The 14,409-nt window shown below is 34.0% G+C and carries 9 protein-coding genes and 1 pseudogene; 2 read left to right on the forward strand and 8 right to left on the reverse strand.

The genetic code is table 11. The annotated features are described in order from the left end of the window. Positions 1-229: 229 nt before the first annotated feature. The 3 genes from purL to P8K68_RS08860 all read right to left on the reverse strand — a co-directional run bounded on the left by purL (position 230) and on the right by P8K68_RS08860 (position 6,684). Entirely contained in the window at positions 230-3,973 is a 3,744-nt protein-coding gene (gene purL / locus P8K68_RS08850) for a phosphoribosylformylglycinamidine synthase (RefSeq protein ID WP_300249733.1), read from the reverse strand. A gap of 545 nt (positions 3,974-4,518) precedes the next feature. Further along, a complete protein-coding gene (locus tag P8K68_RS08855; protein WP_300249735.1) occupies positions 4,519-5,379 on the reverse strand; it encodes a fructosamine kinase family protein in 861 nt (286 codons plus the stop codon). A 90-nt stretch (positions 5,380-5,469) separates the two neighbouring features. Then, entirely contained in the window at positions 5,470-6,684 is a 1,215-nt protein-coding gene (locus P8K68_RS08860; protein WP_300249738.1) for an RsmB/NOP family class I SAM-dependent RNA methyltransferase, read from the reverse strand. A gap of 311 nt (positions 6,685-6,995) precedes the next feature. Between P8K68_RS08860 and P8K68_RS08865 the strand changes: the two are divergent. Together P8K68_RS08865 and P8K68_RS08870 are read left to right on the forward strand one after the other, a co-directional pair. Next, positions 6,996-7,658: pseudogene (locus P8K68_RS08865) on the forward strand (oxidoreductase); the annotation flags it as partial. A gap of 100 nt (positions 7,659-7,758) precedes the next feature. Beyond that, a complete protein-coding gene (locus tag P8K68_RS08870) occupies positions 7,759-8,886 on the forward strand; it encodes a T9SS type A sorting domain-containing protein (protein WP_300249740.1) in 1,128 nt (375 codons plus the stop codon). A 46-nt stretch (positions 8,887-8,932) separates the two neighbouring features. On the opposite strand, the gene P8K68_RS08875 is transcribed toward P8K68_RS08870, so the two are convergent. The 5 genes from P8K68_RS08875 to P8K68_RS08895 form a co-directional block, all read right to left on the reverse strand. Next, positions 8,933-9,373, reverse strand: a complete 441-nt coding sequence (locus P8K68_RS08875) for a sensor of ECF-type sigma factor (RefSeq protein WP_300249742.1) — start codon at positions 9,371-9,373, stop codon at positions 8,933-8,935. Positions 9,374-9,384: 11 nt separating this feature from the next. After that, entirely contained in the window at positions 9,385-9,891 is a 507-nt protein-coding gene (locus tag P8K68_RS08880; RefSeq protein ID WP_300249745.1) for a hypothetical protein, read from the reverse strand. 45 nt (positions 9,892-9,936) lie between these two features. Then, on the reverse strand, positions 9,937-10,479 hold the full coding sequence (locus P8K68_RS08885) for an RNA polymerase sigma factor (RefSeq protein ID WP_300249748.1): 543 nt from the start codon (positions 10,477-10,479) through the stop codon (positions 9,937-9,939). 301 nt (positions 10,480-10,780) lie between these two features. Next, positions 10,781-12,616 (reverse strand): ABC transporter ATP-binding protein, encoded by a 1,836-nt coding sequence (locus P8K68_RS08890; RefSeq protein ID WP_300249751.1) that lies wholly within the window; start codon positions 12,614-12,616, stop codon positions 10,781-10,783. Further along, a complete protein-coding gene (locus tag P8K68_RS08895; RefSeq protein ID WP_300249754.1) occupies positions 12,616-14,346 on the reverse strand; it encodes a phospho-sugar mutase in 1,731 nt (576 codons plus the stop codon). Before P8K68_RS08895 ends, P8K68_RS08890 begins: the two co-directional genes overlap by 1 nt. Positions 14,347-14,409: the final 63 nt, after the last annotated feature.

Genomic DNA, 14,409 nt, shown 5'->3' on the forward strand with positions numbered 1-14,409 from the left:
ACACAGAAGCTTTGGGAACTTTCTTAGCAACCTGATTTCAGGGCTTATCGCATATAGCTTCTTGCCTAAAAAACCGTCTATTAAATTTCAAACTATAAATTCCAATCAAGTTTGCCTGTTTTAATAATCGAACTCAGGTTATAATATTTTTCATTTTTTTTGTTTTTTTTTAATGAAAAGCCCCGAAATGAATTTTCATTTCGGGGCTTTTCTATTCTATTTCTTAAAATTATTTGTTCTCTAACCATAATCTAGCATTCACAAAAGCCTCTAACCAAGGTGATGCTTCATCTTTGCGTCCATCAGGGTAATTTGCCCAGTTCCATTGGAATATAGAACGCTCAATATGTGGCATGGTTACTAAATGTCGCCCTGTTTTATCACTCATCATAGCGGTGTTAAAGTCTGAGCCATTAGGATTATGCGGATAGCCTTCATAAGCATATTTAGCGACAATATGGTATTTGTCTTCTGAATAAGGTAAGTTAAATTTCCCTTCACCATGCGAAATCCAAACGCCTAAAGTCGTGCCTGCAAGTGTTGAAAGCATTACCGAACTATTCTCTTGAATTTTTACTGAAGTAAAAGAACTTTCATGTTTATGTGAAACATTATGACCCATTTTACCATGTATTTCATGATCTGGATTAATTTCATCTAATTCCATAAACAATTGGCATCCGTTACAAATTCCAACAGAAAGGGTGTCTTCTCTTTTAAAGAAATTTTGAAAAGCGGTATTCGCCTTTTTGTTGTATTTAATAGCACCAGCCCAACCTTTAGCAGAACCTAAAACATCAGAGTTAGAAAACCCACCAACAGCTCCTAAAAACTGAATATCCTCTAAAGTTTCACGACCAGAAATTAAATCGGTCATGTGTACATCTTTAACATCAAAACCTGCTAAATACATGGCGTTTGCCATTTCACGCTCCGAGTTGCTTCCTTTTTCACGAAGGATGGCTGCTTTTGGTCGTTTCCCTTCATTACGAGGAGTTTGCGACGTGGTAATCTCATCCTTTGTGTTGGCAGATTGCTTTACTGCGTTCGCAATGACGTCCTCTAACTTTCCTGTAAAATGTTTTGGGAATGTATATTGAAGTGGTTGATTTTTATAATTATCAAAACGGTCTTGAGCTAATCCATTAGCGGTTTGCTTTTGGTCTAGTAAGAATGATGTTTTATACCAAATATCTCTAGTTTTAGCAATATCAAAAGTGAAATTATCGTCGTTGTTTTTAATAGTTACATTACCAGAGTTGTTAACTGAACCAATATTGAAAAAAGTAATATTTTTTTCGGATAATATAGATTCAACTGCAGCGTCTGCTTGAAATACAAGTCCTGAATTTTCAGCAAATAACACTTTTATAGAATCTTCTTCATTTAATTTAGAAAGATCTATATCTGCACCTAAATTTACATCAGCAAAACACAATTCTAAAAGTGTTGTAATTAATCCACCAGAAGCCACATCGTGTCCTGCAGTAATTTGGTCGTTAACAATTAAAGATTGCATTGTGTTGAATACCGTTTTAACATATCCTGCATCTTTCACATTAGGCGCATCGTTTCCAATGGTGTTTAACACTTGGTTAAAAGAACTTCCACCTAATTTAAAATCGTCTTGAGAGATATTAATATAGTAAATAGAACCGCCATTTTGTTTAAAAACAGGCTCTACAACCTTAGTAATATCATTACAATTAGCACCAGCCGAAATAATAACTGTTCCTGGAGATATCACATCGCCATCAGGATATTTTTGTTTCATGGAAAGCGAATCTTTCCCAGTGGGTACATTAATACCTAAATCAATTGAAAATTCAGAAATCGCTTTTACAGCTTCGTATAATCGCGCATCTTCACCTTCATTTTTACAAGGCCACATCCAGTTTGCCGATAATGATACTGCTTGTAAACCATCTTTTAAAGGCGCCCAAACCAAGTTGGTAAGTGCTTCGGTAATAGAGTTTCTACTACCAGCTACCGGATTAATTAACCCCGAAATAGGCGAGTGCCCAATAGAAGTTGCAACACCTTCTTTACCCTTATAATCTAAAGCCATAACGCCTACATTATTAAGTGGTATTTGTAAGGGGCCAACACATTGTTGTTTAGCAACCTTACCACCAACACAGCGGTCTACTTTATTAGTTAACCAATCTTTACACGCCACAGCTTCAAGTTGTAACACTTGTTCTAAATAGACGTGTAGGTTTTTGGTTTTATATCTCGGGTTTTTATAATTTCTAGAAACCGTTTTATCCGTTAAAACCGTTTTTGGCGAACTACCAAACATATCTTCCATAGCTAAATCCATGGGTGTATTCCCTTTGGTTTTAGATTGAAACGTAAAACGATTATCTCCTGTAACATCTCCAACGGTATACATTGGCGAACGCTCACGATCTGCTATTTTATTTAGTGTTTCAAGATGTTTTTCGGCAATTACTAAGCCCATACGCTCTTGAGATTCATTACCAATTATTTCTTTGTCAGAAAGCGTTGGATCACCAACAGGCAAAGCATCTAAATCAATTTTTCCGCCCGTATCTTCAACCAGTTCAGACAAACAATTTAGATGTCCACCAGCACCATGATCATGAATAGATACAATGAAATTTTCATCACTTTCCACCATACCACGAACCGCGTTAGCAGCACGTTTTTGCATTTCTGGGTTAGAACGCTGTACAGCATTTAACTCAATGCCAGAAGCAAACGCACCAGTATCCGCACTAGATACCGCAGCACCTCCCATGCCAATACGGTAGTTTTCACCACCAAGAATCACAATTTTATCACCAGTTTGTGGTGTGTCTTTTAAAGCTTGGTCTGCTTTTCCGTAGCCAATACCTCCAGCCTGCATAATCACTTTGTCGAATCCTAGTCGTCTCGCTTTAGAGTTGCTTGAAGACGCATTTTCATTATGCTCAAAAGTTAAAACAGAACCCACAATTAAAGGTTGTCCAAATTTGTTTCCAAAATCGGAGGCACCATTAGAAGCTTTTATTAAAATATCCATGGGTGTTTGATAGAGCCATTTTCTGGCTTCAAACTTTTGTTCCCAAGGACGGTTTTTTTCCAAACGCGAATACGAGGTCATATACACCGCAGTTCCTGCCAAAGGCAACGATCCTTTTCCACCAGCAAGTCTATCTCTAATTTCACCACCCGAACCAGTTGCAGCACCATTAAAAGGCTCCACCGTAGTTGGGAAATTATGCGTTTCCGCTTTAAGCGAAATCACAGAATCAAAATCTTGTGTCGTGTAGTAATCAGGAATATCAGCACGTTTAGGTGCAAATTGTTCCACTTTTGGGCCTTTTATAAAGGCTACATTATCTTTATATGCCGAAACAATATCGTTAGGATGTTGTTTCGATGTTTCTTTAATCAGTTTGAATAACGAGATCGGTTTTTCTTCGCCATCAATCACAAACGTGCCGTTAAAAATTTTATGACGACAGTGCTCACTATTCACTTGCGAAAACCCAAACACTTCAGAGTCCGTTAATGGGCGCTTAATTTTCTTAGCAACACCTTCCAAATAGGCCACCTCTTCATCGCTTAATGATAACCCCTCTTGTTTATTATACCCCGCAATATCTTCAATATTAAGGATAGGTTCAGGTTCGATATCAATGGTAAACGACTCTTGATTTAAACCATTAAATTTCTCCGAAATCATCGGGTCAAAATCATTAAAACCTTCTGTAACCGCTTCAAACGCTTCAATCCTAATAATGTCTTCAATTCCCATATTTTGGGTAATTTCAACAGCATTGGTACTCCAAGGCGTAATCATAGCAGCGCGGGGACCAACAAAAAAAGCACCTAAAGATGCCTGTTCAATTTTTGGTTGGTTGCCAAAAAGCCATGTTAATTTCTGGGTCGTTTCAGTCGATAATTCTTTTGTTGTCTGTACAGCAAATAGGTTGCCGGTTACGTTTCCAAAGAAATGAATCATTATATCTTTATTTGTGTGTGTTTAAAGAAAGGGCAAATTTACTGCTTTTTAGTGGAATTTTAAGCAAAAAAATAACACGGAAAATGGGAGTTATTAAGGCGTTATAAACAGGTGTTTTTTTGTTTTTATTATTTTGGCGTTACCCCGAAAAGGGGTCGGGCTTTATTCGTTGATTTCTATTTTAAATTAATGAACTCATGAATAGAAATATTTCACTACTCAATCTTTTTAAAACGTCATTGCGAGAACGAAGTTAGCCTGCACTGAGCGCAGTCGAAGTGTGGCAATCTGTTAAATCCCACCTTATAAAGCTAATTTATGGTTTGTTTGGTTTTTAAAAGGGTTTAAAACATTTAGCCCGCGGTGAGCGCAGTCGAACCGTTCAATCCCTAACCGCGATAACCCTTAAAGGTAGGTTTTTAAATCAAATTATTTGTCATTCCGACGGAGCTACGACGAGGAATCTTAAAAAAAATATACAGATTACTCTCATGAGATTTCTCGTCGCTCATGCTTCGCTCTGTCGAAATGACAAACCTTATACATTAAAAATAGGTCTTCAAAATAGCACGCACCGAACCATAATACGAGCGTCCAAACATATTTAAATGCACCAGCAAGTAATACAATTGGGATAGGTCTATTCTGGCAGACGTGTTTTCATTCTCGGGAATAATTGAAAAATAACTTTCATAAAAAGCATCTCCAAAACCACCAAATAGTTTACTCATAGCAATATCAACTTCATGATGTCCGTAATATACCGCTGGGTCAATTACATATGGGGTACCGTCAGTTGCAATTAAATAGTTGCCACTCCATAAATCGCCATGTAGTAATGCCGGTTTAACGTTTTTAAATAAACTGTCTAAAACGGATTTTAGTTCTGAGCTCCCAGGGATTTTTTTTGGATTTAAAAGCCCTTTGTTTTTAGCTAAATGTAATTGCGGTAATAGGCGTTCATGAGTATAAAAGTCCACCCAAGTGTTATGTTGGGTATTGCTTTGGTGTAATTTCCCAATACAATTATCTTGATCTAAGCCAAAATGCTCAGAAGTACACTGGTGTAAAGCTGCTAATTGCTTGCCCAAAACTTTAAAGTCTCCAGAAGCTGGTGATTTAGATGCTACAAATTCCATCAACAAAAATGCAGACCCTTCAAAAGTATTACAAGCGATAGCTTTTGGTGTTTTTATGGTGTTGGTTTTCGCAATACAATCCAGACCATAGCTTTCGGTTTGAAATAGGGTTAATGCATTAGGCGCGCTGTTTAATTTTAAAAAGTAGTTGTTATTTGCCGTTTCAATACGATAGGCTTGTGAAATATCGCCACCTGAAACGGATGACATATTAGCGATGTTTTCCTTTAGTATTTTGGATAGGTATTGTTTTAAATCTTTAAGCATGATAAGGGTTTAAAGGTATAAAACAAATTAGTAATCTTTTGTGATGAGATTCTCGCGTCGCACTTTGGTGCTCCTCAGAATGACAATTAATTACGCTTTACGCTCCAACAAGGCCATATAAAAGCCATCAAAACCAGATTTATGCGACAGCACTTTATTATCCTTTAGCAAGGTAAAGTTAGCTCCCGCTTCCGATTTTAAAAAGGTTGTGACTTGCTCTTGATTTTCTGATGGTAATACCGAACAGGTGGCATAAACTAGTTGTCCGCCCACTTTTACCATTCTAGAATATTGTTGGATAATTTCTTGTTGCGTTATCTTTATTTTATCTAGAAAATCGGGTTGCAGTTTCCATTTAGCATCTGGATTTCGGCGTAATACACCCAATCCGGAACACGGTGCATCAATTAAAACACGGTCGGCTTTATCATATAATTTTTTAATGGGTTTTGTGGAATCGATAACACGGTTTTCAATGTTATGGGCGCCGTTGCGTTTGGCTCTACGTTTTAACTCGTTGAGTTTATTTTCGTAAATATCCATGGCAATAATTTGCCCTTTATTTTCCATTAGGGCTGCTAAATGCAATGTTTTTCCGCCTGCGCCAGCGCAAGTATCTACCACACGCATACCAGGTTTTACATTTAAATATTCTGCCACCAACTGTGAGTTTGCATCTTGAACTTCAAAATGTCCCTTTTTAAAAGCCTCAGTAGAAAATACATTAGCACGCTCTCTTAATTTTAGTGCGCTTGGGTGCTTATCTAAAAATTCGGTTTCAATATCTAAATCGAATAATTCGGTTTGTAGTTTTTCTTTAGTGGTTTTTAAGGTGTTTACTCTTAAAACAACATCGGCTTGCTCATTTAGTGCTGCAATTTCTTTGCTCCAAACGTCTTTTCCTAATTCTTTTACGCCAATCTCGTCCATCCAATCTGGAATAGATTCTTTGAATTTTCTGGTTTTTGAAAGCTCATCATAACGTCCTTTGATTTTACGCAGTGGTGTGCCTTCAAAATATTTCCAGTCTGGTAATTTTATGCCTTTTAGGGTTGCCCAAACAGCAAACATGCGCCACAGGTTATCGCGATCAAAAGGTTCTTTAACTTCTGCGATTTCTGCGTATAGGCGTTTCCAACGTACCATCTCGTAGGTGGTTTCGGCAACGAAACCTCTATCGCGTGCGCCCCAGCGTTTATCGCGTTTTAATAGTTGTTGTATGACTTTATCGGCATACTTGCCTTCGTTGAAGATTAGGGTTAGGCCGTCTATAACTGCAAAGCAGAGGTTTCTGTGTAATCGCATAAATCAGTATTCAGTATTCAGTCGCAGTTTGCAGTGACTCCGCAAATGTTGATTTTGAATAGTTTTTAAATTATTTATTCCGAATAAATTCGGTGGGCAAAGTTACGTTTAATTGTTTAATTGTGGATTTGTTTGTGGGTTTAAAAGTTTGATGTGTTTTGTTATGTCGACCTTTTGACTGCGCTCAAGATAAACTCCGGAAACATCTCATCTCTTTTTTTTCTTATTCATTTTTTGCTTTCGCAAAAAAGGAATTGAAATGGCTGTTCAATTTTCTCTCTGTTCATTTTACCTTGATGTAAGTCCCCAAAGCATTCTACGATTCCATAGAATTTTGGAATGACGATGAAGGCATTGCTATTGGTGATTCAACCGATGGTTGCCTAAGTCTGATAATTACCAGAGATGGTGGAGAAACTTGGACAAAATTATCCTGCGATGATTTGCCAAAAGGAACAGAAAACGAAGGCGCTTTTGCAGCAAGTGATACTAATATTGCTATTATTGGAGATAACACTTGGGTGGCTACAACAACGGGAAGCGTATTTTATTCCGCAGATAGAGGAAGACATTGGGAAGTATTTGACACGCCAATAATTAAAGAGAAAGATACAGAAGGGATTTATTCTATTGATTTTTATGATGCATTACATGGTTTTGCTATTGGCGGTGACTACACCAAACCAGATGATAATACAGCTAATAAAATAAGAACAAAAGATGGTGGGAAAACTTGGAAGTTAGTTGCTCAAAATCAAAATCCTGGATAAAGAAGTTGTGTGCAATATATCCCAAACAGAAAAGGGAAGGAGTTAGTCGCTTTAGGTTTTAAAGGCATAGACTATAGTAATGATTCGGGGAGTACGTGGAAACATTTAAATGATGACGGGTTTTACACCATTCGTTTTTTGAATGATTCTGTGGCTTATGCAGCTGGAGCTGGAAAAATATCAAAATTATATTTTAAGGAATAAAATTTTAGAATGTATTTTTTTAAATACCTGTTTGTCAATTCAATAATTATTTTTTATACCTTTAAGTAAATTATTTGTCCATATTAAAAACTGAAATATTATGAAAAAAATTACACTTTTCTGCTTCTTAATTTTTGCTGTAAATATTTATAGTCAAACTCAATTATTATCTGAGCTTGAGGAGGTAGATATTGGTGGTGGTAATTGGATTAATAGTTCTGGTATTAACTACACGTATGAAAATAATAATTTAAAAACTGAAACTGATCTATCTTGGACAGGTTCGGGTTGGGAAATATCAGGTAGACTTACCTATAATTATAATGCAAATAATAAAGCTACTGAAGAAATTTATGAAAGTTATGATGTATCAAATGGTTTTGAAAAAGAAGATAGAGTAGTATATACTTATAATGGAAATGGTGATTTGTTTAAAATTGAAGGTTATATTTGGGATAATGGCGCCTGGAGTATTGAATCTATGTCTACATTAACGTATATGGGTACTACACTTACAGGCGGTGTTTCTGAGGATTATGATGGGTCTGTTTGGACTAATACTTTTCAGTCTACTGTTTCTTATGAGGATGGAAATATTTCTGAAATAATTGAAGAAGAATGGAATGGGTCTACTTGGGAATTAGACGGTAGAGATACTTTTACTTATGACGGTAATGAAATAAGTTCTGTGAAATATGATAATCGAAACGGTGCCGTTTGGGAAGAAAGTTTTACAGTAACATATGTGTTAGATGGTAATGGAAATAGAATTTCTGAGACAGAAACCTATAACGGGGGAACTACAACATTTGTAACCACATACACTTATGATATGTCTGCTTTAATGAGTAGTTTTGATAACCCATTTGCAGATTATAATGGCTTGGAGTATTTATATGAAGATTTTCCTTATTTCAACAAAATACTTTCAACAACCGGCAATAATTATAAAACTACCTATAATTATAATAATGTTTTAAGTGCAAGTGATATATCAAATAAGAGTGAGATTTCTTTAGAAGTATTTCCAAATCCATCAACGAATTACATTACAGTAAAATCCAATTTAGCAGTAGACTTTATAACTGTTTTTAATGCTGTAGGAAGTAAAATAATATCTACAAGAGATAAAAAGATTAATATAAACTCTTTGCCACACGGTATTTATTTAGTAAATATATTACTACAGAATGGAAATGTGGCAACAAAAAAAATAATTAAAAATTAACAGTTTTTAATATTTACTTGATAATCTTAAATAGAAAAGAGAAAGGCTATTCTTTCTCTTTTCTTCTTTTTTTATACTCTTCTAGCATTTTGTTTTTAAAGTCTTCTTCAGCCATTTTAAGAAGGATTATTTTTTTCGTAGATATGATACCAGAAAGATTATTTGCAAATTCCATACGTGATTCATGCATTTTAATTTCTGCCTTTTTGAGTCTATCCAAAAGTTCTTTTGCCTTTTCATCAGTCATAGAGCTCATGTTATCTCGTATTTCCTTTTTAATAGCTTTCACTTCATTAAATCGAATTGCAAAAGCTTCTTTTTCATGAGCATTATAAATAGGCCAAAATTTTTGAGCTTCTTTTTCAGATAGATCTAGCTTTTTAGTAATTAAAGATACTTTTAAAGCTTTTATGCGTTCTCTATGTTTATGTTGGGCTGTTATGTTCAATGAGAATAATAACAGGGTTATTAGTAGTAGTTTTTTCATTTTTTTATATGTTATTCTATCATTAACAATTCTATATCAGCATTGTTTAATAGATATTCTTCAATATAATCTCCGTCCAAATTAAGGTCGACGGTAATATCTTCTTCAATTTGATTATCACTTAATAATGCAGCAATTTCATAAGACGTTATATTCTCATCAATAAGATAATTTTCAACGGTTTCTGTCTCTAAATCGTCAAATGTAGGTGTGCTATCAAATATTGAAAGATTGAATAATAGTAGAACTGCAGCAGCAATACCAGATATATAAACCAAATGTCTTTTACTAAATAATTGAATTACTTTTGATTTTTCATCTTTCAAAGTAAGCTCTAAAATGGTATCATCAAGAGATTCAAAATAATCATTAGGAATTTTAAATCCAGTGTCTTTAATGGAATTTAACTGAGTTTCAATATTCAATTTACTGAACAATTTTTCATCAAAAGATTCAAAATAATTTTTAGGTGTTTTAAAGCCTGTAGATTTAATATGATCTAATTTTTTGTTTTTCATTTCTTTTTTAATATTATTTATTTGACTAATACAGAACTGAAAGGTTTAATTATTAGATAAATAGGCTTCAATTTTTTTTACTGCTATATGGTATGAAGCTTTTAATGCGCCTTCGCTGGTGTCTAGTATTTCAGACATGTCTTTATATTTTAAATCTTCAAAATACTTCATGTTAAACACCAATTGTTGTTTTTGTGGTAATCTAGCAATTGCCTTTTGTAATTTTAGTTGAATATGGTCGCCATCAAAAAAAACATCAGATTTTAAATTACTTAAAGCAAGTTTTTGAACTTCTTCATTACTTACTTTTAATCGTTTTGCTTTTTTGTTGATAAATGTTATGGATTCATTTGTTGCAATACGATACATCCATGAGAATAGTTTGCTATCTCCATTAAATTTATCAATGTTTTTAAAAATCTTAATAAATGTGTTTTGAAGCACATCGTCTGCATCATCGTGAGATTTTATAATATTTCGGATATGCCAATATAAACGCTCTTTATAAAGTTCTAATAATACCTTGAAAGCTCTGTTTTTATGAGTTTCAGATTTGAGTTCATCTAATAGTTGTGCTTCGTCAATCACAAACAATTGTTTAGTATTTAGACTAATAAATATACTAAAAGTTTAAGCGTGGATTTTTTTAATTTTATTGATAATATTAGAACGCTATTAATCAGGTGTTTAAATGATTTATTATCGACTAAGTGTATATTAAATACGATAAAATACATTTTTTCTTGTAAGAGAAGGTTTTATGTTCTATTTTTGTATCAGAAACCTACTTATGTTGTTAGTCTTCCCCAAGTCTAACAAAACAAAAAAAAGGATAGAAGCCCCCAAATCTCTATCCTTTTTTAGTTTTAATAGCTTTTTTTAAGCTGTTTTATTCGAAACTTTGCATGTCTACCAATTTTTTATAAACACCTTTTTTAGTGATAAGTTCGGTATGCTTTCCTTGTTCAACAATTTCTCCTTTATTTAGTACTACAATATTATCTGCATTTTGAATGGTAGAGAGCCTGTGTGCAATAACTATTGATGTTCTGTTTTTCATCATGTTTTCTAAAGCCACTTGAACCACGCGTTCACTTTCAGTATCTAATGCTGAGGTAGCTTCATCTAAAACCATAATAGGAGGACTTTTTAAAACGGCACGGGCAATACTTAAACGCTGTTTTTGTCCACCAGAAAGTTTACCGCCTGCATCTCCAATATTGGTATTTATACCTTCTGGTAAATCTTTAACAAATTCCCAGGCATTGGCAACTTTTAAAGCTTCAATAATCTCAACATCGGTAGCGTCTTCTTTTCCTAGTTTTAAGTTGTTTTTAATGCTATCATTAAATAGAATGGCCTCTTGAGTAACTAAACCTAGTTGTTTACGCAAAGAGCTAGTTGTTAAATCATTTACATTGATGCCATCAATTAAAATCTCTCCTTTATTAACATGATAAAATCGTGTTATAAGATTGGCAATAGTAGATTTTCCACTACCAGACTGACCAACAAGGGCTACTGTATTTCCTTTAGGAATGGTTAATGAAAAGTCGTTTAAAACATACTCATCATCATATTTAAATGAAATGTTTTTGAATTCTAATTTACTATCAAACCCTTGTAAATCAATAGCATTAGGTTTGTCTTTAATAGGGTTTGGAGAATCTATAATTTCTTGAATACGTTCTGCTGCTGCACCGCCTTTTTTAATATTGTAAATACCACGTGTAATGGCTTTTGCAGGTGTTAGTATTTGGTAGGAAAGTGTCATGTACACTAAAAACGCACTGCCGTCAAGAACTGTTCCTGGGTCGCCACTTAGCACTAAGTTTCCACCATACCACAGAATACCTGAAACCATTATAATACCAAGAATTTCACTAGTTGGTGATGCTAAGTTTTGGCGGTTTAAAAGTTTATTTGAAAAATTATAAAATCTATTAGTAGATTCTTGAAACCTGTCATTAAAAAGATCTTCAGCATTAAACCCTTTAATAATTCGTAAGCCTGTTAAAGTCTCTTCTAAGGTTGATAAAAATACACCTTGCTCTTTTTGAACCCGACCAGATTTTCGCTTCAAGCTTTTTCCAATTCTTGAAATAACAAAGCTCATTATTGGAATGAAAATAAAAACAAATAAGGTTAATTGCGGACTTATAAGTAGCATGGCAATTAATGTAAATATTATGGTTAATGGTTCTCTAACAATAAGTTCTAATACTGGTAGGAAAGAGTATTGTAAATCATTAACATCGCCAGTTACTCTTGCAATAATATCTCCTTTTCTTTGTTCTGAAAAGAAGGAAAGTGGCAGTTCTACCGTTTTTTTGTAAACTTTGTTTCTGATATCTCTGATAACACCATTACGTAAAAACACCATGAAGTAATTTGCTAAATAACCAGCAATATTTTTAAGTAAAAACATGATGACTATTAGTATAATAACAAAAACTAGTGATTTGGCCTTGTCGCCTCCAGTAAATTCATGCATTTTGAAGGATAAAAAGTCTTCTGCAAAACCCTTGATATTATCAAGACCAGTAAATTCTGGAATGGATTTAGGGGGCTGTTTAGTATTATCAAATATAACATCAAGCATCGGCATTAATGCAATGAATGATAACGTACCAAATAAGGCATAAAATATATTGGCTATAACATGACCTAAAGCATATTTTTTGTATGGTTTGGCGTAACTTAATATATTAGTGAAATGACTCATTAAATGAGATTCATATCTTTTAAGATGGTTTCTGCCTTGGCATCTAGTTTAGATTCAGTAGATTTAAAATTTTCTATGGCATCTAATTTAGAATTAACACTTACATAAAACTTTATTTTCGGCTCCGTTCCACTAGGTCTTAAAGCGACTTGACTGCCATCTTCAGTATAATAAATAATAACATTAGATTTAGGCATATCAATTGGCGATATTTCACCTGTTGCCATGTTTTTTGAAGTTGATAAATCATAATCTTCAATTTTTACAACCTTAGAACCATTAACTATTTTAAGAGGGTTTTCTCGAGCATCAGACATCATTTTTTTGATTTCTTCGGCACCTTCTATCCCTTTTTTAGTTAATGAAACTAATTTTTCTTTGTAACAACCGTGTTCAACATATAGTTTTATAAGTTCTTCATAAAAAGAACTCCCGTTTGATTTTGCTATGGCAGCAATTTCACAAGCTAATAGGGTAGAGGTAACGGCATCTTTATCTCTAACAAAATCACCTACCATAAAACCGAAACTTTCTTCACCACCACCAATAAAGTCCAGTTCAGGAAAATCTACAATGAGTTTAGCTATCCATTTAAAACCGGTTAATACGATTTTGTTATCTACATGATATGCTTCGGCAAGCTTATTAAGCATTGGCGTTGAAACAATTGTTGTTGCAATAAACTCTTTGCCTTTTATTTTATCTTCAGATTTCCATTTTTTTAATAAGAAATCTACCATCATTATCATGGTTTGATTACCGTTTAGTAATTGTAAGTTGCCATCAGAGTTTCTTACAGCCACACCTAATCTATCACAATCAGGATCTGTACCTATTACAATATCAGCACCTTCTTTTTCAGCAAGTTCTAAAGCCATTTTTAAGGCAGCAGGTTCTTCAGGATTTGGAGATTTTACTGTTGGAAAACCACCATCTGGTAATTCTTGTTCTTTAACGATAGAAACATTTTTATATCCAGCTCGCTTTAATGTTTCAGGAACTGCCGTAATAGAGGTGCCATGAAGTGAGGTGAATACTATTTTTAAATTATCTTTTGCTTGTTGAGTAGCACCAACGCATCCGTTTTCTACTGAAGCATCAATAAAAACATCATCTACATCTTTTCCTATAAAATGAATAAGACTTTCATTAGCTTCAAATTTTATTTTTGCATAATCGATATTGTTAATCAAGCTAATTACAGCATTATCATGTGGAGGAACCAACTGACCGCCATCTTGCCAATACACCTTATAACCATTATATTCTGGGGGATTATGTGATGCTGTTAAAACAATACCGCAATGGCAATTTAAATGCTTTACCGCGAAAGACAATTCTGGAGTAGCACGTAAATCTTCAAATAAATAAACCTCTATGCCGTTTGCAGAAAACACATCAGCAACTACTTTTGCAAGTGTTTTACTGTTATGTCTACAATCATAAGCTATTACAGCTTTTGGAGTTTCATTTGGGAATTGTTTATGCAAATAATCGCTCAAACCTTGAGTGCTTTTTCCTAAAGTATATTTATTGATACGATTTGTACCTACACCCATTACACCGCGCATACCACCAGTACCAAACTCTAAATCTTTATAAAAGCTTTCTTGAATATCTTTTGGGTTGTTTGCAATACTATTTTTTATAATAGTTTGTGTGTCTTCATCAAAAGCAGGAGTTAACCATGCATTTATTCTGTCTAAAATTTTTGGTTCTATGTGTATCATATAGGTGTAATAATAGTGTTAGGTTTGAATGACAAAAGTAATCATTTGAAAAAAAACATTTAA

Source organism: Algibacter sp. (assembly GCF_029245835.1).
Taxonomy (GTDB): domain Bacteria; phylum Bacteroidota; class Bacteroidia; order Flavobacteriales; family Flavobacteriaceae; genus Algibacter_B.

What these genes read in the sequence shown, in the direction of transcription:
- purL (WP_300249733.1), bottom strand. Translation starts at nt 3,973, where the DNA reads ATGATTCATTTCTTTGGAAACGTAACCGGCAACCTATTTGCTGTACAG.
- P8K68_RS08855 (WP_300249735.1), bottom strand. Translation starts at nt 5,379, where the DNA reads ATGCTTAAAGATTTAAAACAATACCTATCCAAAATACTAAAGGAAAAC.
- P8K68_RS08860 (WP_300249738.1), bottom strand. Translation starts at nt 6,684, where the DNA reads ATGCGATTACACAGAAACCTCTGCTTTGCAGTTATAGACGGCCTAACC.
- P8K68_RS08870 (WP_300249740.1), top strand. Translation starts at nt 7,759, where the DNA reads ATGAAAAAAATTACACTTTTCTGCTTCTTAATTTTTGCTGTAAATATT.
- P8K68_RS08875 (WP_300249742.1), bottom strand. Translation starts at nt 9,373, where the DNA reads ATGAAAAAACTACTACTAATAACCCTGTTATTATTCTCATTGAACATA.
- P8K68_RS08880 (WP_300249745.1), bottom strand. Translation starts at nt 9,891, where the DNA reads ATGAAAAACAAAAAATTAGATCATATTAAATCTACAGGCTTTAAAACA.
- P8K68_RS08890 (WP_300249751.1), bottom strand. Translation starts at nt 12,616, where the DNA reads ATGAGTCATTTCACTAATATATTAAGTTACGCCAAACCATACAAAAAA.
- P8K68_RS08895 (WP_300249754.1), bottom strand. Translation starts at nt 14,346, where the DNA reads ATGATACACATAGAACCAAAAATTTTAGACAGAATAAATGCATGGTTA.